At 73.0% G+C, this 18,697-nt stretch carries 18 protein-coding genes; 7 read left to right on the forward strand and 11 right to left on the reverse strand.

From position 1 onward, the window contains the following. The first annotated feature begins 168 nt into the window (after window positions 1-168). Complete coding sequence (locus EV382_RS27925) at window positions 169-351, forward strand: antitoxin (RefSeq protein ID WP_130406702.1); 183 nt, start codon at window positions 169-171, stop codon at window positions 349-351. A 49-nt stretch (window positions 352-400) separates the two neighbouring features. After that, window positions 401-1,717, forward strand: a complete 1,317-nt coding sequence (locus tag EV382_RS27930; protein ID WP_130406704.1) for an FUSC family protein — start codon at window positions 401-403, stop codon at window positions 1,715-1,717. 10 nt (window positions 1,718-1,727) lie between these two features. Here the strand turns inward: EV382_RS27930 and EV382_RS27935 are convergent, their stop codons facing one another. The 8 genes from EV382_RS27935 to eccB form a co-directional block, all read right to left on the reverse strand. Next, window positions 1,728-2,372, reverse strand: coding sequence for a C39 family peptidase (locus tag EV382_RS27935; protein ID WP_130406706.1), 645 nt, complete (start codon window positions 2,370-2,372; stop codon window positions 1,728-1,730). Between the two features lie 227 nt (window positions 2,373-2,599). Then, a complete protein-coding gene (locus EV382_RS27940; protein WP_130406708.1) occupies window positions 2,600-3,007 on the reverse strand; it encodes a pyridoxamine 5'-phosphate oxidase family protein in 408 nt (135 codons plus the stop codon). A 30-nt stretch (window positions 3,008-3,037) separates the two neighbouring features. Beyond that, window positions 3,038-3,379 (reverse strand): YkvA family protein, encoded by a 342-nt coding sequence (locus EV382_RS27945; protein WP_130406710.1) that lies wholly within the window; start codon window positions 3,377-3,379, stop codon window positions 3,038-3,040. Window positions 3,380-3,412: 33 nt separating this feature from the next. Then, complete coding sequence (locus EV382_RS27950; protein ID WP_130406712.1) at window positions 3,413-4,231, reverse strand: hypothetical protein; 819 nt, start codon at window positions 4,229-4,231, stop codon at window positions 3,413-3,415. A gap of 153 nt (window positions 4,232-4,384) precedes the next feature. Beyond that, window positions 4,385-4,744 carry a hypothetical protein gene (locus tag EV382_RS27955; protein WP_130406714.1) on the reverse strand — a complete coding sequence of 120 codons (360 nt, stop codon included), beginning with the start codon at window positions 4,742-4,744 and terminating at the stop codon, window positions 4,385-4,387. A 197-nt stretch (window positions 4,745-4,941) separates the two neighbouring features. Continuing rightward, window positions 4,942-6,237 carry a WXG100 family type VII secretion target gene (locus EV382_RS27960; protein WP_130406716.1) on the reverse strand — a complete coding sequence of 432 codons (1,296 nt, stop codon included), beginning with the start codon at window positions 6,235-6,237 and terminating at the stop codon, window positions 4,942-4,944. Continuing rightward, on the reverse strand, window positions 6,230-6,640 hold the full coding sequence (locus tag EV382_RS27965; RefSeq protein WP_244236834.1) for a hypothetical protein: 411 nt from the start codon (window positions 6,638-6,640) through the stop codon (window positions 6,230-6,232). Before EV382_RS27965 ends, EV382_RS27960 begins: the two co-directional genes overlap by 8 nt. A 46-nt stretch (window positions 6,641-6,686) precedes the next feature. Further along, complete coding sequence (gene eccB / locus EV382_RS27970) at window positions 6,687-8,306, reverse strand: type VII secretion protein EccB (RefSeq protein ID WP_130406718.1); 1,620 nt, start codon at window positions 8,304-8,306, stop codon at window positions 6,687-6,689. A 161-nt stretch (window positions 8,307-8,467) separates the two neighbouring features. Here eccB and EV382_RS27975 point away from each other — a divergent pair, with 161 nt between their 5' ends. Further along, window positions 8,468-9,649, forward strand: coding sequence for a type VII secretion protein EccE (locus EV382_RS27975; RefSeq protein WP_130406720.1), 1,182 nt, complete (start codon window positions 8,468-8,470; stop codon window positions 9,647-9,649). A gap of 22 nt (window positions 9,650-9,671) precedes the next feature. On the opposite strand, the gene eccD is transcribed toward EV382_RS27975, so the two are convergent. Next, on the reverse strand, window positions 9,672-11,069 hold the full coding sequence (gene eccD, locus EV382_RS27980) for a type VII secretion integral membrane protein EccD (RefSeq protein WP_130406722.1): 1,398 nt from the start codon (window positions 11,067-11,069) through the stop codon (window positions 9,672-9,674). Window positions 11,070-11,235: 166 nt separating this feature from the next. Here eccD and eccCa point away from each other — a divergent pair, with 166 nt between their 5' ends. The 3 genes from eccCa to EV382_RS27995 all read left to right on the forward strand — a co-directional run bounded on the left by eccCa (window position 11,236) and on the right by EV382_RS27995 (window position 16,016). Beyond that, window positions 11,236-15,198, forward strand: coding sequence for a type VII secretion protein EccCa (gene eccCa, locus EV382_RS27985; protein WP_130406724.1), 3,963 nt, complete (start codon window positions 11,236-11,238; stop codon window positions 15,196-15,198). A gap of 205 nt (window positions 15,199-15,403) precedes the next feature. After that, window positions 15,404-15,712, forward strand: coding sequence for a WXG100 family type VII secretion target (locus EV382_RS27990; protein ID WP_030329557.1), 309 nt, complete (start codon window positions 15,404-15,406; stop codon window positions 15,710-15,712). A 25-nt stretch (window positions 15,713-15,737) separates the two neighbouring features. Continuing rightward, complete coding sequence (locus EV382_RS27995; protein WP_030329555.1) at window positions 15,738-16,016, forward strand: WXG100 family type VII secretion target; 279 nt, start codon at window positions 15,738-15,740, stop codon at window positions 16,014-16,016. An 82-nt stretch (window positions 16,017-16,098) separates the two neighbouring features. On the opposite strand, the gene mycP is transcribed toward EV382_RS27995, so the two are convergent. Both mycP and EV382_RS28005 read right to left on the reverse strand, forming a co-directional pair. Further along, window positions 16,099-17,328 (reverse strand): type VII secretion-associated serine protease mycosin, encoded by a 1,230-nt coding sequence (gene mycP, locus EV382_RS28000; protein ID WP_244236835.1) that lies wholly within the window; start codon window positions 17,326-17,328, stop codon window positions 16,099-16,101. A 52-nt stretch (window positions 17,329-17,380) separates the two neighbouring features. Next, window positions 17,381-17,716, reverse strand: coding sequence for a helix-turn-helix transcriptional regulator (locus EV382_RS28005; RefSeq protein ID WP_130406726.1), 336 nt, complete (start codon window positions 17,714-17,716; stop codon window positions 17,381-17,383). Window positions 17,717-17,940: 224 nt separating this feature from the next. Between EV382_RS28005 and EV382_RS28010 the strand changes: the two genes are divergently transcribed. Beyond that, window positions 17,941-18,675, forward strand: coding sequence for a carbonic anhydrase (locus tag EV382_RS28010; protein WP_130406728.1), 735 nt, complete (start codon window positions 17,941-17,943; stop codon window positions 18,673-18,675). Window positions 18,676-18,697: the final 22 nt, after the last annotated feature.

Below are 18,697 nucleotides of genomic sequence, written 5' to 3' on the forward strand. Positions count from 1 at the left end.
CCGGTCGGTCGTGCCGCGACACCCGATTCGCTGGCCGTCGCCCGCGCGGATCGTACGCCCGTCGGCGTGCGGCGGGTGGGGGTTCCCGAATCGCACCCGGACCGAGGGCGTTTGCGCCGTCCGGCCGAGGGAACGCGGACGGGACGGACCGGACTGAGGAGGAACGCCGTGAGTGACTTCATGGGCAAGGCCAAGGACTTCGCGGACAAGCACGACAAGCAGGTCGACCAGGGCGCGGAGAAGGCCGGCGAGATGGCCGACAAGCGCACCGGCGGCAAGTACGGCGACCAGATCGACAAGGGCGTGGACCAGGCCCAGGCGCGCACCGGCGAGGGCGACCAGGTCCGCTGACCCGCGCCACTGCCACGATTGCCCGGCCCTCGCCGGGGTAACCGCCGCCATGGCCGACGACCGCCCACCCGCCGACCGTGACCAGTCGCGGCTCGATGAGACCGCCGAGCGGACGGTTCGGCGGGTGCGGCACCGCAGTGGGCAGGCCGGCCGGATCCGGGCCCGGCAGTGGGAGGTCACCCTGGTGATCTCCATCCAGGCCGGGTTGGCCGCGGCGATCGCCGCCCTGCTCGCCAATATGCTGCTCGGCCCCGGGTCGCACGTCTTCGCTCCCGCCGCCGCCGTCGGTACGATCGCCACCGCCATCGGGCAGCGGGCCCGGCGCACCTTCGAACTGTTGGCCGGCGTGGCCCTGGGCATCGTCATCGGTGACACGCTGCGATTCCTGCTCGGCTCGGGCCCGTGGCAGACCGGCGTGGTGGTCACGATGGCCATCGCCGCCGCGTTGCTGGTCGCCGGGAAGGGCGGCCCGTTGGTCGGTCAGGCCGGCGGTACCGCCGTGCTGATCGCCACCCTGGCCCCGACGGAACATGGCCTGGAGGTCCCCCGGATCTTCGACGCGCTCCTCGGTGGCGCGGTCGGTCTGGTGGTGGTCGCGCTGCTGTTGCCGATCAACCCGATGCGGGTGCTGGACCGGGCCGCCGCACCGATCTTCGAAGTCCTCTGCCGGCAACTCGCCGAGCTGTCGCAGGCGCTACGCGAGCGCGACGGCACCCGGACCATGGGCGTCCTGGACCGGCTCCGCGGCACTGAGGACGACCTGGGTCGGTTGCACGACACCCTGAGCGGGGCCGAGGAGGTGGTGACGATCGCACCAGTGCGGTGGCACCGCCGGCAGCAGTACCACCGTTACGCGCGCAGCGCGAATCACCTGGAGCGGTTGTTGCTGGACAGCCGGGCCATGGCCCGCTGGTCGACCACCGCGTTGCAGTATCAGGAGCCGATCCCGACGGAGTTGGCGGACGCGATGGGCCGGTTGGGCCAGGCGGTGACGGTGATGCGTACGGAGTGCAAGGTCGGCGACGACCCGCGGCACACCCGGCGGCTGATCGAGGAGTGCGCCGACCTGGCCGGGCAGGCCTCCGCGCGCGGGGTCAGCTCGTTCGGTGAATCCCTCGTCACCGGCCTGCGCACCTCGGCGAGCGACCTGCTGCGGGCGGCCGGTTGTGAACCGGACGACGCCAACCGGGTGGTGCGCCGGGCGGCCGGTGCCGGTGAGGGGAAGATCCACCCGCCGGCCCGGCGACAGATGCGGCGGGCCCGACCAACGCGCGCCGCCCGAGCCCGTCGCCGCGCGCACCTCGACGCCCGGACCCGTAACGACGGTCGGGCCGGCCTCCCCGCACGGGAGAGACCGGCCCGGTGAACCGTCACTGTCAGGAGGAGTAGCCGCGCTCGGCGATCCAGTTGGCGACCTTGGGCAGGCTCACCCAGTACTCGCCCAACGCCGGGTCGGCCGGGTCGGCGACCCGGATCGTGTCACCGCCGTCGCGGTAGCCGACCAGGGTCAGGTAGTGGCCGCCCTCGTACGAGTGCGGGTTGCCGTCGGTGTCGACTGTGGTGCCCTTGATGTTCGCCACCACCGGTCGGCCGGCGTCCACCGCGGCCAGTACGTCGCGGCGCAGCTGCTCGACCTGGTCGGGGCGGGCCACCGAGTCACTGATCTCGGTGGTCCGGTACTTGCCACCGGTCAGTTCGTTCAGCACCCGGGTGGTGTCCAGGGCCGAGGGGGTACCCGCCTCGGTGGTGCCGAGGAGCTGGGCCACCTGGTCCTGGGACAGCGCCTTGCCCTGGGCGGACAGCGCGATCCGGGTCGCGGCCGGGCCGCAGTAGTAGAAGTTCGGCTGGGCCTGATAGTCGACGTCGAGGACCCGCTCGGCGTTCTGGCCGTTCTGGGTCGACGAGGCCGGGACGGCCTGCACCGGGGCGGCCTGCGCGGCCACCGCCGGGCCGAGGGCGCAACCGCCGGCCACCAGCAGGCCGACGACGGACAGACCGCTCTTCTGGACGATCGGATTCATGGTCGAGTCTCCGTTCGGGGGGTTGGCGCCTCCGACCAGCGGAGGGCGGCAGCACCGGGAATGGCGCTCGGCTCAACACGGGGGCCGACCAGCAGTGGTCTCGGCCCGGGGCGTACCGAGGGCGTAACCGCTCTGCTCCGCCGAGAATTCCGCCGGCCACGGGCGTGCCGGGTCGCACCGGTTCCCGTCGGTGGGACGAACCGGTCAGCGCGGGACGAGCGGTCGGTTCAGAGGCTTCCGAGCAGCCTGGTCACGGTGATCTCGATGACCACCCGTTCCGGATTCGGGCGTGGGGTGCGATACCGGGCGGCGTACCGCCGTTCCGCCTCCGCCACGGCGGCCGGATCTGACCGCAGCACCGCGCGACCCTCGATGGTCAACCAGCGGCGGCCATCCACGTGGCAGACGGCCACTGCCGCGCCCGCCGGGCCGGCCGCCGCCACCTGGCGGGCCTTCTGCGACGCGCCGGAGGTGATGACCCGGGCCAGTCCGGCCGCCGGGTCGAGCGTCACCCCGACCGGTACGACGTGCGGTGTGCCGTCCGCCCGCAGGGTGGTCAGTGTCGCGAGGTGGCGTTCCGCGCAGAAGGCGACAACCCGCTCATCGTGCACGTCCAACCGATGATCGCCCGCCATGCCGTCCCCTGTTCGCCGAACCGGCCACGATCATGGCACGCGGCGGCGGACCCGGTCCTGAGCCGGCGGGACGTCCGACTGACCGGGCAGCTGGCGACCCGCCGCCCGACGTTGGTGCACCAGGCGGGTCAGGTAGATCAGCGCGGCGGCCAGAACCCCCATGTCATCCAGGTAGATCGGGTCCGGCAGCACGTCGACCGGGAAGATCGTGTAGATCAGCGCCCCGTAGAAGGCGACCTTGCCGCGCGCGCCCAGGCCGGTCAACAGCCGCCGCGTCCGCACCACCCGCACCGCCAGCACCACGGCACCGACCAGGGTGGCGAGCGCCAGGATGCCGGCGACCACCACGAGGACCCACGCCTGTCGGGACATGCCGTCACGCTAACCCACCCGACCCCACGGGGCTCAGAACGCGGGCACCGTCGCACGACCGCGCGCCGTCAGCGCGTTCTCCCGGGTCTGCTCGACGTTCTCCCGGGTCTGCTCGCCCGCCGGCCGGGCGACCTCGCTCAGCGGCAGCACCGACGCCGACTCGACGACCCGTCGTACGGTCGCGGCCTGCGCCTCCTCGCGCAGGCTGCGAGCCGCGGCGACAGCCAACTCCGCCGCCCGCCACGCGGCCTGCTCCCGCTCGCGGGCCGCAGCGTGCCGGGCCGCCAGGTTGTTCCGGATCGCCCGTTGGAGCACCAACTCCTGCTCGACCGGGTGCAGTCGCGGGTCCCAACCGTCGCGGTGCGCGAAGACGTCGCTGAGCTGCTCCACCGACAACTCCCGCCGCCAGTACGCATCCAACGCCGCCCGGTGCAGGTAGCGCTCGCGGTCGGCGTACTCGGCGGGGGTCTTCGCGGTCTGCGGAAGCGGCATCGCGGCCGCCGCGTCGAGTCGCCGCAGGCCAGCCTCGGCTGCCTCGTACGCCAGCCAGGCCGCCTCGACCGCCTCCTGCGCGGCCTCCCACTCCGCCCTCCGGCGTCGCGCCGTGGTGGTCGCCCGCTCGGCGGCCACCGCGACCTCCTGCGCGTAGCGGCTCTGCTCCCGTTCCTCCTGCACCTGCTCAAGGTGGCTCGGCATGGCCGCGCGGCGGATCCGGGCGCCCGGGTCGAGGCGGAGTCGGCCGGGCCGTAGGACGAGAGCGGAGACGGTGACGGCGACCACCCCGAGCAGGCTCAGCCAGATGACGGCGGCCCGGGAGAGGTCTGGCAGGACGGCGGAGAGGATGGTCTGCATGATCAGCACCTTGCGGTCAAAGGCGGGTATCGACGGGCGGCAGGAGGGCGCGGAAGCACCGGTCGGCCCGGGGGCGGAGTCGTCCCGTCGACGGCGACCTCAGGTGCCGTGCGGGATCAGCCGGGATCGGGCCCCGGGAGGGTCGCGCCTGTCTCAGTGGGCGGGCGGGCCGCGCCGCGCCGGAGTGCCGCGGCCGGGGTCGATGGCCGGGGCGTGCACCAGGCCCACCGCGACCGGACCGGTCGCCGTGGCGGTGTCGGGCGTGCCAGCCGACGGGGCGACAGTCGGCTCATCGGCCCGTTTGACGGCCGGGCCGGCGTCGGGGCGGACACTCGCCACCCGGCTGCTCACGGCACTGGGTCGCAGCTGCGTGGGGGCGGGCGGCGGGGTCGCGGCGAGAGCGGCACCGAGGCCGACCGCGAGCACCAGTGCGGTGACCGCCAGGCGGGTCAGGTCTCGCAGTGACCGCAGCACAGCCCACCGGGGTGGGCTGACAGACGCTGCGGACGGCACCCGACCAACCTATCGCCCGTCCCGGTCTGCCGCAGCACGGTGACGGACCGGGCCGGCGTGACCGCCACCACCCTGCGCACTGTGGACGCTGCCGACCGACGCCCGGAAAGGGCGGCGCCCCCGACCGGATCGACTCCGACCGGGGGCACCGCGCATCGTCCGTGTGGCGTCGCCGGCGGTCGGCCGGCGGGCCGTGATCAGTCGCCGGTGCCGAGCACCGGGGGTGCGGCCCGCTCGCCGCCCTGCCACACCATCTCGTCCTCGGTCAACCAGGTCATTCGCTCGTCGGAGTCGTCGTCCTGCCCGCGACCGTGCCCGCCGAGCACACCGGGACGGCCGCCGCCGGACCCTGGCCGGGCGTTGCCACCGGTCATCGCCGGGCGTCCGCCACCCCCGCCGCGCTGGCCGTCGATGCTGCGACCGATCCCGCTGGCGGCACGGCTCTCCGTCGGGGGCGCACCACCGCCGGTCGGCCGCGCCGAAGGGGCGGGCGCGCCGCCCGAGCCCGCGAGCGCGCCGCTGCGCAACACCCCGCCGGCCGGTGCCCCGCCCGGCGCTCCGTACAGCAGGCCCGGCCCACTGTTCGGCCCGGTGGGCGCACCGCCCGGCCCGGTCAGGCCGACCAGCCCGGCGGCACCTCCGCCGAGCAACGCACCGCCGACGAGTGGGTCCGCTCCGGCGAGGGAGGTGCCACTGTTGGCGGGGTCGCTGCCAACGCCGATCGGGCCGGTGCCGACAGTTGGGCTGCCGCCGGTGCCCGAGCCGGCCCCGTCCGGAGCCGAACCGCCGTCCGGCAGTTGGGCCACGCGGTCCGGCCTGGAGATGGTCGCGTCACCCGGGCGCCCGGTGTCGATGCCGGTGGTGGGGCCGCCGGTCACCCTGCCGATGGCCGAGACGCTCTGCGGCGTCGTCGGATCCTTGCTGGTGGTGTCCGGAGTGTCCGGGTCCGGCGGGGGTGGGTCGACCACCCGGTCGTAGGCGGAGATGTCGTAACTGCTGGCCAGGTCGGCCACCAGGTTCACCATCCGCTGGTGGGACTTCTCCTGCTCTGCCTTGTCCTGCTGGTGACCCGCGATGCCCCCGACGATCAGACCGGTCAGCCCGAAGGCCGCGCCACCCTTGATCGCGCCGGCGATCGCCTTGTCGTTGTCGTCGGTCTCCTCCGGACTCTCGGCCTGCTTGCGGGCGTCGCGCAGATGGTCGGCCATCATGGTCAACCCCTGCTTGACGCCGGCCATCCCCTCGCCCAACGCGTCGGTGTGGGCGACGATCAGGCTGAGCCGCCGGTGGAACTCCCGACCGGCCGAACCCGTCCAGGTGTTGGCGAGCTTCTCAAGGTCGCCGTTGAGCTCGCGGCCGAGACCGTCGAGGATGCCCTTGAGCTCAGCCCACTGGGCGGCCACGCCCTCGATCTGCTCCGGCTTGCCCGCCATCAGGCCGTCGTACAACTGCTGGTGGCTGCTGCCCTGGTAGCGCTGGGTGTACTCAGACACGCCCGTCCCCCTTCGGCTGCAACGCCCGGTCGACCGGGGTCAGCGCGGCGGTGACATCGCTGGCGTTGGCCGCGTTGCGGGCCTCGGCGGTGCGGTAGTTGCGCAGGATCATGCTGGTCGCCTGCTGTGCCGCCAGCACCGCCTGCCGGATCCGTTCGGCCTGCTTGACATAGGACTGGTGGACCTCGCTGTAGCGACGCGCCTGGTCGGTGGCGTCGAAGAACGAGCCGAGCGCCGGCGGACGGCACTGCATCTCGGTGTTGAGCTTGCGCAGCACCGACTCGGCCTGGCTCAAGCGCGACGTCAGGTTCTCGTGGAAGTCCTCAAGGGACAACAGGTCGACTTCCGTACGCCCGGCCATGGCAACATCCCCGTTGTTCTGGTTGACAACCGTCAGCGACACCCAGGTTAGTCCACCAGTGCGACTCCGGGCGACCCGCCGATGCTGCTCAGCCGTCGGCGTCGGTCGATTCCACGGACCGCCCACCCCCGGTCCCGCCGCTCGACGGGGTGCCACTGGCCGGAGTCGACGGTGTCGAGCCCGACGGTGGGGCGGCCGACGACGAGCCCGACGGTGGCCCGGCCGACGGAGAGCCCGCCGACGGTGTCGCCGATGGTGAGGACTTCGGCGCGGCCGACGGCGGCGCGGCCGGTGCCGGTGCGTCGGGAGCGAAGACGGCGAACGCGTCCTCGCGGTCCAGGGTCGGCCCGGTCGGGATCAACGCGAGCAGGGAGCCGGGCACCGCGACCGGGGTGATCCCGCCGTAGCCGAGCACCTCCAGTGTCTCGGCCGAGCCGAGCGGATACCGGATGCCCTGCGGGGTGATCAGGTAGATCGTCGACCCGGCCGCGCCGGACCCGCTGGTCCCGGCGCCCGGCGAGGCCTGCGCGATGACACCCTTGCCGCCGGGCAGCAGCACCGCCTCGGCGGTGCGTACGCCGTCGCGCCGGGTCTGGCGTACCGGCACCAGGCCCGGATCGCTCTCGGTCAGCTCGGTCGGCACCCGGTCGAAGACCTCCAGGGTGGTGGTCGGCGGGCCGCCCGCCGGGCCTTTCCGGTACGTCGCGCACAGCGTGGTCTGACCCGGCTGGGCCGCATAGAGGGCGGGCATCGTCGCCGGCATGCCGGCCTCCTCGATCCGCCGCTCCTCGAACGCCTCGCTGGCCTGATTCGGGGTGATGTCGGTGATCCGACCGCCGTCGCTGACGAGCAGCAGAGCGGTGATCTCGCTGATCGACACCAGAGCGTCCCGGGTCAGCACGTAGTGCCGCCCGGCCGCCTTGAACACCGAACCGACCGGGTACGACTGCCCGGCCACCATGCGGTTGCTGGGCTCGCCCGCACCGGTCAGCGACGGCCTGCGCAGCGGTGGCCCGGCCGGCACGGCGTTGAGCAGTTGCTGCCCGACCTGGAGGCGTTCGGTGCCGGCCATCCGCAACGCGGTGATCGTGCGGGCCTGGTCGAGCAGTTGCAGCCGGGTGTTGTTGGTGATCAGGTACCGCTGGTCGTCCACCGAGACCAGCACCGCCCGGTCGCCCAGCGGCGTGCCGCCGGGCAGCGCACGGTCGATCACCAGTCGGGTGCTGGACCGCTTCCGATCGACCGGGTCGGGCACGTCGCAGACCGACCAGGGCAGCCCGGTCAGCGACTTGCGGTCCGGCAGGGCGTCCGGTGCCCCGACGATGCCGACGGTGACGCCGCGGGGCCGGTCCCGCAGCGACGCCTGCGACATCGTCCGCACCTCGGCGCTCGCATCGTTGACGATGAGGCGCGCCGAGGCGTAGTTGAGCGTCGGGTGCAGCTTCCCCTCGATGAACACGTACGTCGCGCCGGTCTCCCGTTCGATGACCAGGGTTTTTTCGTCCAGCGGCGCTGTGCGGCCGGTCAGCTGGCCGTAGGCGCCCACCCCGCCGAGCACGATGGCCGCGGCCAGGACGCTGCCGAAGACGGCCATGCCGAGCCGTCGCATCGGCAGATTGGTGGTCTCCGGATCGCCCGACAGCAGAGCGGAGACGATGCGGCGGGTGACGAAGCGGTACGCCTGCACCTGATCGCGGCGGGTCCGCATGACTTACCTCCGGCGGGGTGTTTCCGCGACGATCAGGTCGAAGTGCCGTCGCGGGCTTCCCTACGATAAGGGGCCGACGATGGTTCCTTGGGACCACCGCTCGTGGCCGGCACCGGACCGACCCGGCGCAGAGCCGTACCGTGCAGGAGGGACAGTCAGCGATGACTCAGGTTCAGGCGCCACCCGCCCGAGCGGCCACGGGCCATGTCGACGTGCCGACCCGGCCGGTGCCCCCGGCTGAGCGGCCCGGCCGTGGCCGGATCGGCCCCGTACTGGTCGGGCAGCTCGTCGTGCTGGAGTTGTGCCTGGTCGGCGTCTGGGCCGCCACGGCGGGACCCAGCTGGTTGCTCGCCCCGGTTGGTGCGGCGGCGCTGCTGATCGTCCTGGCGGCCTTCGCCCGGCGAGGTGGCCGCTGGTGGTTCGAGGACCTGCTGCTGCGCCGCCGGCTGCGGCGGCGCGGCGAGCGCGCGTCGGCCGCGCTGGCCGGCGGCACGGCACCGGATCCACGGTTGGCGGCGATCGTTCCCGAGCTGAGCGTCATCGAGTTGACCGACCGAGGCACCCGGCTCGGCATCGGGCGTGACGACCAGGGCTGGTTCGCCGCCGTCGCCCTCCAGTCCGCCACCGGTGCGGCGGTCGGCTCCGTCGACGCCGCCGCGGTGGACCGGGCGCTGCGGGTGCTCGCGGACTTCAACGCCCCGGTCTCCCGGACCCAGGTCGTCGCGCACACGTTGGTCTGGTACCCGGCGCCCGGCGCTCCTCCGGCGGCACACCGGACCGTCTGGGTGGCGGTGCGGCTCAGCGTCCGGGACGCCCGGGTCGAGGCGGTCAGCCGAGGCGGCGGGCTGACCGGCGTGCACCGTACGGTGGCCGCCGGGATCGGCCGGCTCGGCAAGGCGCTGACCTCGGCGGGCCTGGCGCATCGTCCGTTGGGCCGTGAGGAACTACGCGCGGCCATCGTCTCGGCCGCCGGTCTGGACCTGGTGCCCGAGGCGCCGGCGGAGAGCTGGCGCGGGTTGCGGGGCGGTGGCTGGACGCACCGCTGCATGGCGCTGCGGGGCCGCCCCGACACGCCGCTCGGCCCGCTGGTGGACGCGATCACCGCGACCTCGGCGCCGTCGCACACGGTGGCCGTGACCGTCTCGGCGGACGGTCGGGTGGCGGCACCGCTGCTGCGGGTCGCGGCGATGGACAACCACGTCGAGGCCCTGGTCAAGGTGGTCCGCGAGGTCGCCGGCCGGGTGGGCGCGGGCACCCGGCCGATGGACGGCCAGCACGGTCCGGGCGTCTACGCCACCGCCCCGGTCGCCTCGGGCGTCGCCACCGGTCCGCGGTCGCGCTGACCGGCACGGCGGCGCGGCACGGTCAGGGCCGGAGGTTGACGATCCAGCCGTAGAGGCCGCAGACCCAGAAGGCGAGCGGCACCAGCGAGATGATGAGCAGGATCTCGCCGATGTCGAGCAGGCGGCCCCACACCGGCGAGATGCGCTTGCCGGCGACGGTCAGACCGTAGATCAGGCTGATCACGGCGGCCAGCACCAGCCCGCCCAGGATCAGGCCGAGCCGGACCGGCAGCGACCCACCGGCGAAGGTGGCGGCGGCGGCCAGGCCCAGACCCACGGTGCCGGCCAACAGCACCGGGGTGCGCTGGGCCCGACCCAGGAGGGGACGTGCCCGCAGCAGCGCCAGCAGGGCCAGCACCAGGCACAGCAGCACCGCTGGCAGGCGTCCGTCCAAGGCCAGCACGAACTGCGCGCCCAGCACCACCAGGGCCACCGTCCACAGCAGACCGGTGAGGAACTGGTCGGCGCGCTCGCTCTGCTGGAGCACCTGCCGGCCGTCCACCGACTCGCTGTCGGTCTTCAGATCCTCCGGACCGGTCGGGATCGACGGCACCGGCAGCCGGGCCAGCCGGTAGGCCATCATCGGCAGCGCCGGCACCACGCCGAACGCGACCGCCGCGACCACCGCGGCGGACGCCGCCGCATCGAGGCCGAGGACCAGGCAGAGCATCGCGCCCAGGCCGGTCGCCGCCGCGACCCCGATCGCGGCGAAGAAGAGGGGGTACCGGTCACCGACCGCCAGCACGGCCACCGCGCCGGCCACCACCGCGGCGGTGGCCGCGAGCAGGACATGCGGACTGGCCAAGTCGGTCAACGATCGGTCGCCGGCGAGCAGCAGCAGGCCGCCGGTGGCGGCGTGCGCCAGGCCGACCAGGGCCAGCACCGCGCCGACGCCACTGTCACCGGCGGCCCTGGACAGCACGGCGGCACCCACCAGCAGCGCCACCGCGACCAGCAGCGCGGCCACCGCGCCGGGCAGGTGCGGAGGGCCGGCGAAGAGCGCGGCCACCGCGCCGGCACCGAGCGCCGCCGCCGCGAAGACCACCGCGAAGGAGCGGGTCGCGCCGGTCTGCCAGGCGCCGGGACGCTGGTTGGTGGCGGTGGCGACCGCGTCCACCACGTCATCGAAGACGATCTCCGGCGCGGCGTCGGACCGGGGGTTGAAGTAGAGCACCTCGCCGTCCCGGACGCTGAGCTGCGCCGCGGTACGACCACCGTCGAGGGGTGCACCACCCAACCGGGACAGCGCCCAGCCGCCGTGCCGCGCACCCTCGTCGGCCATGTCCTCGCCGGCGTAGCGCAGCAGGGTGGGGAGCAGGTCGGCCATCGGCACGTCCGACGGCAGCGCCAGATCCATCCGGGTCCGCGGAGCCACGATGGTGATCCGGCTCAGACCACCGGTCGCCGTCTTCGTCGCCACAGTGGCCTCCAGGTGTGCGTCTGTGATCGGCTGTCTGTGATGCGGCGGTCCGGGTCCACCGCGCACACGGCAGATTACCTACGATGACGGGCACGTACGATGCCCACCCGCGGGCGGTGTTCCGCGGCCGCACGTCATCAGGGCCGCTTCTGGGGAGGAGACAGCCGTGAGCACGGTGGTGTTCCGCCGGCTCCCGCGTCAGCCGGGGCCGGCCTTACCGCGCGGCGAGGTGCTGCTGGAGTCACCTCCCGAGCTGCCGGAGCCGACACCCCGCGGGATGGGGCAGCTGCTCATGATCCTGCCGATGTTCTGCGGGGTCGGGGCCATGGCGTTCCTCTACGCCGGCAAGGGCGGCGGCATGATGACGTATGTCGCCGGTGGTCTGTTCGGTGTCTCAATGCTCGGCATGGCGATCGGTTCGCTGGCCAACAGCGGCGGCAAGGACAAGGCCGAGCTGAACGCCGACCGCCGCGACTACATGCGTTACCTGGCGCAGATGCGCAAGCGCACCCGGCGCGCCGCCGAGCAGCAGCGGGCGGCGATGGCCTGGCGGCACCCGGAGCCCGACGCGCTCTGGTCGATCGCCGCGTCCCGGCGGCTCTGGGAGCGGCGGATCACCGAGGACGACTTCGGCGAGACGCGGATCGCCCTCGGCCCGCAGCGGCTCGCCGTGGAGATCGTCCCACCGGAGACGAAGCCGGTGGAGGACCTGGAGCCGATGAGCGCCATCGCGCTCCGCCGGTTCGTCCGGGCACACTCCACGGTGCCCGATCTGCCGACGGCGCTGTCGGTGCGCGCGTTCAGTCGGGTGGTGCTGCGCGGCGACCGCGAGCCCGTGCTCGACCTGACCCGGGCGGCTCTGGGGCAGCTGGCCACCTTCCACGCCCCGGACGACCTGGTGATCGCGGTCGTCGCCGCCCCCGACCGGCAGTCGTCCTGGGGCTGGGTGAAGTGGTTGCCCCACGCCCACCACAGCGGTCGTACCGACGCGGCCGGCGCACGCCGGCTGGTCTTCGCCAGTCTGGCCGAGGCCGAGGCGGCGCTCACCGCCGAGCTGGCCGGGCGGCCCCGGTTCGCGCCGGAGGCCAAGCCGCTGACCACCGCCCCGCACCTGGTCGTGGTGATCGACGGCGGGGAGATCTCACCGACCTGTCAGCTTGTGGGCCCGGGGCTGCTCGGCGCCACCGTGATCGACCTCTCCGGGACGGTGCCGCGCGACGCCGGCCGCTGGCTGCTCTGCCTCGACGTAGGCGACGGCAGTTCACTCGACCTGGTCCGGGGCACCTCGTCGTCGACGCTGGGTCGGCCCGACCGGCTCAGCGCCGAGGCCGCCGAGGGGCTGGCCCGACAGATCGCCCCCTTCCGGCTCTCCCAGCAGCAGACCGGCGGCGAGGAGCCGCTGGCCCGCAGCACGGAGCTGCCGGACCTGCTCGGTGTCGGTGACGCCGCGGCGGTGGACGTCCAGAACACCTGGCGTCCGCGTGGTCACCGCGATCGGCTGCGCATCCCGCTCGGCGTCGGCCCGGACGGCAACGTGGTCGAGCTCGACTTCAAGGAGTCGGCGCACGAGGGCATGGGTCCGCACGGTCTGGTGATCGGCGCGACCGGGTCCGGCAAGAGCGAGCTGCTGCGTACGGTGGTGGCCGCGTTGGCGGTGACCCACTCGTCGGAGGAGCTGAACTTCGTCCTGGTGGACTTCAAGGGCGGCGCGACCTTCGCCTCGCTGGAGGCGCTGCCGCACACCAGCGCGGTGATCACCAACCTGGCCGACGAGCTGCCGCTGGTCGACCGGATGCGCGACGCGCTCGCCGGCGAGATGGTGCGCCGGCAGGAGCTGCTGCGGGCGGCCGGCAACTACGTCTCGCGCTTCGAGTACGAGAAGGCGCGCTCGGCCGGTGAACCGCTGGCGCCGATGCCCAGCCTGTTGATCATCTGTGACGAGTTCAGCGAGCTGCTCGCCGCCAAACCGGACTTCATCGACCTGTTCGTGATGATCGGCCGGTTGGGTCGGTCCCTCGGTGTGCACCTGCTGCTGGCCAGCCAGCGCCTCGAAGAGGGCAAGCTGCGGGGCCTCGACACCCACCTGTCGTACCGGATCGGTCTGCGGACGTTCTCGGCGGTGGAGAGCCGGATCGTGCTCGGCGTGCCGGACGCGTACGAGCTGCCGAACGCTCCGGGCCACGGCTACCTGAAGACGGACACCAGCACCATGCTGCGGTTCCGGGCCGCGTACGTGTCGGGGGCGTACCGGGCGCCGGGGCAGCAGGCCTCCGCCTCGCAGGCGTTGGTGCAGCGGCGGATCGTGCCGTACGGCCTCGACTTCGTCCCGGTGCAGGTTCCGCAGGTGCCGGTGCACACCCCGGAGCCGGAGCAGCCGGCCGACGGCAAGGCCGTGGCGATGCTCGACGTGCTGATCGACCAGCTCAAGGGTCGGGGTCGGCCGGCGCACCAGGTGTGGCTGCCGCCGTTGGCCGACCCGCCGAGCCTGGGCGAGCTGCTCGGCCCGCTGGCGGTCGACCCGACCTACGGGCTGTGCACCGCGTCCTGGCCGGGGCGCGGGCGACTGACCGTGCCGGTCGGCGTCGTGGACCGCCCGTACGAGCAGCGCCGGGACCCGATGATGGTCGAGCTGGCCGGGGCCGGCGGCAACGTGGTCATCGTCGGTCGGTCGCTGAGTGGCAAGAGCACGATGCTGCGTACGCTGCTCGCCTCGCTGGCGCTCACCCACACGCCCCGGGAGGTGCAGTTCTTCTGCCTGGACTTCGGCGGCGGGGCGCTGCGCAGCATGGAGCGGTTGCCGCACCTGGCCGGCGTGGCCGGTCGGCGCGACGTCGAGGCGGTCCGCCGGACGGTGGCTGAGGTGGTCGCCGTGCTGGACGACCGGGAGAGTCGGTTCGCCCAGCACGGCATCGACTCGGTGGCGAGCTACCGCCGTCGCCGGGCCGCCGGTGAGTTCGCGGACGACCCGTTCGGCGACGTGTTCCTGGTGGTGGACGGGTGGAACACCCTGCGCCAGGAGTACGAGGAGTTGGAGCAGACCATCACCACGCTGGCGAACCGGGGCCTCGGCTTCGGTGTGCACGTGGTGCTCACCGCGGTGCGGTGGGCGGAGATCCGGATCAACATGCGGGATCTGCTCGGCACCAAGTTGGAGTTGCGCCTGGGCGACGCGTCGGAGTCCGAGATCGACCGCCGTGCGGCGAACAACGTGCCGGAGAAGGCACCGGGTCGGGGCCTGACCCGGGACAAGCTGCACTTCCTCACCGCGATCTCGCGGATCGACGGTCGCCGCGACATCGAGGATCTGAGCGAGGCGTCGGTGTCGCTGGCCGGGCACGTGGCGGCGAACTGGCCGGGTCGCCCGGCGCCGAAGGTGCGGTTGCTGCCGCGCCGGCTGCCGGTGGCGGAGCTGGCCCGGATCATCGACCGGTCGGCACCGGGCCTCCCGATCGGTGTCAACGAGTCTGCACTCGCGCCGGTCTACCTGGATCTGGCCAACGAGCCGCACCTGACGGTGTTCGGCGACGCGGAGTGCGGCAAGACGAACCTGCTGCGCCTGATCGCCCGGGGTATCACCGAGCGGTACACGCCGGCGCAGGCCCGGCTGGTGATCGCCGACTACCGGCGCGGCCTGCTGGGGGCGGTGGAGGGTGACCACCTGCTCGACTACGCCCCGTCGAACCAGGCGTTCGCGCAGGGGCTCGGGTCGATCCGGAGTGCGCTCTCCAACCGGCTGCCCGGCCCGGACGTCACCACCGCCCAGCTGCGCGACCGGAGCTGGTGGAAGGGTCCGGACCTGTACATCCTGGTGGACGACTACGACCTGGTGGCCTCCGGCGGCAGCAATCCGCTCAGCGCCTTGCAGGAGCTGTTGCCGCAGGCGCGCGACATCGGTCTGCACTTGATCATCACGCGGCGGGTCGGTGGTGTGTCCAGGGCGCTCTACGAGCCGGTGCTGCAACGGCTGCGCGAGTTGGACTCGCCGGGCCTGCTGATGTCCGGCAACCGGGAGGAGGGCGCGGTCTTCGGCACGTTGCGTCCGAGCCCGCAACCGCCTGGTCGGGGCACGCTGGTGCGCCGTCGTGACGGCCAGCAGCTGATTCAGACCGCGTGGTCTGAGCCGGCCTGAGCGTGGTCGGTCGTTCGGTAGGTGGTGGTGGGCCGTCCCGGCCCGATTCACCGCCATCCATTGAACGTCACCGGCCAGGGCTGCGAGGGTTGGACAGGTTCCGCTACGGTCTTCACAGGAGTGTCCGTCGGTGGGGTGTTGCTGCCTTGCCGCGGGGGAGGGGTGCGGCGAAGCCGCCACCACAACAGACGGAAGGGTGTGAAGCATGGCGTTCGAGGTCGAAGCTGCGACTCTGCATACCGCCGCGAGTGACGTGCGGTCCACGCGCAGCGAGGTCGACGGCGAGCTGAAGAAGCTGTGGAACGTGGTCGACGACCTGGCCATCGCGTGGAAGGGTCAGGCGTCCACGGGCTTCCAGTCGCTGATGACGCGCTGGAACGAGGACACCGTCAAGCTGCTGACGGCGATGGACAGCATCGCCGACCTGCTCGACAAGTCGGGTACGACGCACCAGGTCAACGACGAAGAGCAGCAGCAGATGCTGGACAAGTTCCACTCTGCTCTCAACCCGTGATCCGTAGCCGGCAGAGGAGGAAATCGTGACGATCAAAGTTGACTATGCGGTCCTCGAGAGCAGCAACCAGCAGATGCAGGCCATCTCGAAGACCCTCGAGGAAAAGCTTGACACGCTGCGGTCGATGCTGACCAAGCTGCACTGGGACGGTGAGGACCGGGTCGCCTACGAGCAGCACCAGGCGAAGTGGGACGCGGCGGTCCGGGACATCAACCGGATCCTGAACGAGATCGGCGGTGCCGTCGGCATCGCCCGCGAAAACTACCTCACCACGGAGATGAGCAACTCCAAGGTGTGGAGCTGAGGCTTTCGCCCGAGCGGCTCCGGTCCGGTTCGTCCGGCCCGGAGCCGTTCTGCGTTGGTGCCGGCACCGGGTGGTGCGTCGGTCAGCCGGCGGTTGGTGCGTCGGTGCGTCGGCCGGGGCGCCAGTCGCGTCGGCGGCCCCGGGCCACGATCGGTCGCGCGACCAGCAGCAGCCCGGCGAGCAGGGCGCCGATGACCGCCGCCCAGATCGCGGCCGGCCGCTGCCAGCTCAGCGGGTCGTCCTGTACGGCGGGTGCCGGCAGCGCACTGGCGGGCGGGTTCGCCCGGGTGCCGAGCAGGCTCGACACGGCCCGGTACGGGTTGACCGTCCCGTGGCCGATGTCGGCGTTCTGACCCTCGGGTGGGTTGTCCGCGGTGCGCTTCAGCCGATCCGCGACCTGCTGCGGGTTGAGCTTCGGGTAGGCGGCCCGAACCAGCGCGGCCACTCCCGAGACGTACGCCGCCGCGTAGCTGGTGCCGCCCTCCGGCACGGTGCGGTAGCCGCTGTTGCCGGGTGCCGGCCCGACGATGTTCATCCCCGGCGCGGCGATGTCGACGTAGTCGCCGCTGATCGAGGTGCCGACGTGGCTGCCCTGCTCGTCCACCCCGCCGACCGCGATCACCCCGGGGTACGCGGCCGGGTAGCCGGGCAGGTTCTGGGAGTCTTCCGAACGGTTGCCCGCCGCGGCGACCAGCACCACCCCTGCGGCCAGCGCGCGCTCGACGGCCGCCGTCAGTTCGGGGCGGGGAATTGTCGTCAGGGACAGGTTGATCACATCGGCGCCCTGGTCGACCGCCCAGTCGATGGCCGCCGCGATCTGCGCGGGGAGTTGCGGGTTGTTGACCGCCCCGAGTTGCGGCAGGACCCGGATCGGCAGGATGCGGGCGGCCGGGGCGATGCCGCTGAAGGGGACGACCGTTCCCTCCCGGCCGGCGATGATGCCGGCGATCAGGGTGCCGTGCCCGGCCTCGTCGCACTGGCCCTGGTGGGCTGGCAGGTCGTTGAAGTCGCGGCCTTCGAGCACCTGCCCCTTGAGGAGCGGATGGGCGGCGGAGACTCCGGAGTCGATCACGGCCACCGTGACGCCGGCGCCCCGGGACAGCGGCCACGCGGAGGACGGCTCCAGTCGGCGTAGCGCCCACGGCATCTGGGTCAGGCCCTCGGTGCCCCTGGGACCGCAGAGGGGTGGCGCCGCGGTCGCCGGGGCGGGTGCCACCAGGCCGGCGCCGAGCAGGGCCGCCAGCGTTCCACTGAGGACGCGGCGCAGGGCACGTCGGGACGGGGTCGCGCTCAACGGCGGGCATTCGCGCACCCGCAAAGGTTACCGCCGGGACCGTCGGGCAGCGGCCCCCGGTGACGAGGGGTCAGGCCCGGGGGTGTGCCTCCGCGGTGGGAACGTCGGCGAAGAGCGCGAGCAGGTCGCCGACCTGCCGGTCGGCCTCGGCCGGGTGCCGGAACCGGCCGGCCGGGTTGAGGGTGTATTCGTTGCGTCGCCCGACCCGGGTGCGGCGCAGGTAACCGCCGGCCTCCAGGTCGGCGACGATCGCCTGCGCGGCCCGTTCGGTCACACCGACCTCGGCCGCGACGTCGCGTAGCCGGGCGGTCGGGTCGCGGGCGATGGCCAGCAGAACGTGCCCGTGGTTGGTGAGGAACGTCCAGTTCCGCCCGCCGCCGGTGTCGTCCGTCACCGTGTTCGACATCGTGTGACCGCCTTTCCGGATGTCCGCCTGCCTCGGAGAGTCTTGTCCGCCCCGTCTGGAGACGGTTGCCCAGGGGGCGACCGGGGTCAACGTATGAAATCTAAATCACGCATACCTTGACGCATCTTACGGTGCGTGTGACGGTGGAGCACGAGCCAGGGCCCGCCGCCCGGCCGGCGGAAAGCCGGCTTGAGCAGGTCAGATGCGTCGAGACGAGGTGCGGGATGAGTCATACCGGGAACTCCGGCGGTCTGCCGGGTTCGCAGCGGATCACCGACCCGGCGTCCGGCGATCAGCTCAGCGAACCGACCCGGGCGTACGCCGAGCTGATCGCCGGCAACCGGCGCTTCGTCGGCGGCGTCCCACGCCACCCCAACCAGGACGCCGGGCACCGGGCCGCCGTGGCCGACGGGCAACACCCGTTCGCGGTGATCGTCGGCTGCTCCGACTCCCGGCTGGCCGCCGAGATCATCTTCGACCGAGGGCTCGGCGACCTGTTCGTGGTCCGTACGGCCGGGCACACCGCCGGCCCGGAGGTGCTCGGCAGCGTCGAGTACGCGGTGACCGTGCTCGGCACTCCACTGGTGGTGGTGCTCGGTCACGACTCGTGCGGTGCGGTGCAGGCCGCCCGGGAGTCGGTCGCGACCGGTACCGCGCCGAGTGGCCATCTGGGCGCGGTGGTCGACTCCGTGCTGCCCAGCCTGCGCAGGGCCGAGGCCGAGGGGGTGGATGACATCAACGACATCGTCGACATCCACATCGCGCACACCGTCGAGACGTTGCTCGGGCAGTCCCCGGTGCTCGCCGACGCGGTGGCGGGCGGGCGGTGCGCGGTGGTGGGGGTGTCCTACCGGCTGGCCGCCGGAGCGGTGCGCCCGGTGGCCGCCGCGCCGGCCGGCTTCGCGACGGTGGACCCCTCCACCGGATCGGTCGAGTCGGCCGCGCCCGCCACCGTCTGACGCGGCGAGGGCCGCCCCGCGC

The organism is Micromonospora violae (assembly GCF_004217135.1).
GTDB lineage: Bacteria > Actinomycetota > Actinomycetes > Mycobacteriales > Micromonosporaceae > Micromonospora > Micromonospora violae.

Excerpts from the sequence above, each read along its gene's own strand:
- EV382_RS27930 (WP_130406704.1), top strand. The coding sequence starts at position 401 with ATGGCCGACGACCGCCCACCCGCCGACCGTGACCAGTCGCGGCTCGAT.
- EV382_RS27935 (WP_130406706.1), bottom strand. The coding sequence starts at position 2,372 with ATGAATCCGATCGTCCAGAAGAGCGGTCTGTCCGTCGTCGGCCTGCTG.
- EV382_RS27940 (WP_130406708.1), bottom strand. The coding sequence starts at position 3,007 with ATGGCGGGCGATCATCGGTTGGACGTGCACGATGAGCGGGTTGTCGCC.
- EV382_RS27945 (WP_130406710.1), bottom strand. The coding sequence starts at position 3,379 with ATGTCCCGACAGGCGTGGGTCCTCGTGGTGGTCGCCGGCATCCTGGCG.
- EV382_RS27950 (WP_130406712.1), bottom strand. The coding sequence starts at position 4,231 with ATGCAGACCATCCTCTCCGCCGTCCTGCCAGACCTCTCCCGGGCCGCC.
- eccB (WP_130406718.1), bottom strand. The coding sequence starts at position 8,306 with ATGCGGACCCGCCGCGATCAGGTGCAGGCGTACCGCTTCGTCACCCGC.
- EV382_RS27975 (WP_130406720.1), top strand. The coding sequence starts at position 8,468 with ATGACTCAGGTTCAGGCGCCACCCGCCCGAGCGGCCACGGGCCATGTC.
- EV382_RS27990 (WP_030329557.1), top strand. The coding sequence starts at position 15,404 with ATGGCGTTCGAGGTCGAAGCTGCGACTCTGCATACCGCCGCGAGTGAC.
- EV382_RS28005 (WP_130406726.1), bottom strand. The coding sequence starts at position 17,716 with ATGTCGAACACGGTGACGGACGACACCGGCGGCGGGCGGAACTGGACG.
- EV382_RS28010 (WP_130406728.1), top strand. The coding sequence starts at position 17,941 with ATGAGTCATACCGGGAACTCCGGCGGTCTGCCGGGTTCGCAGCGGATC.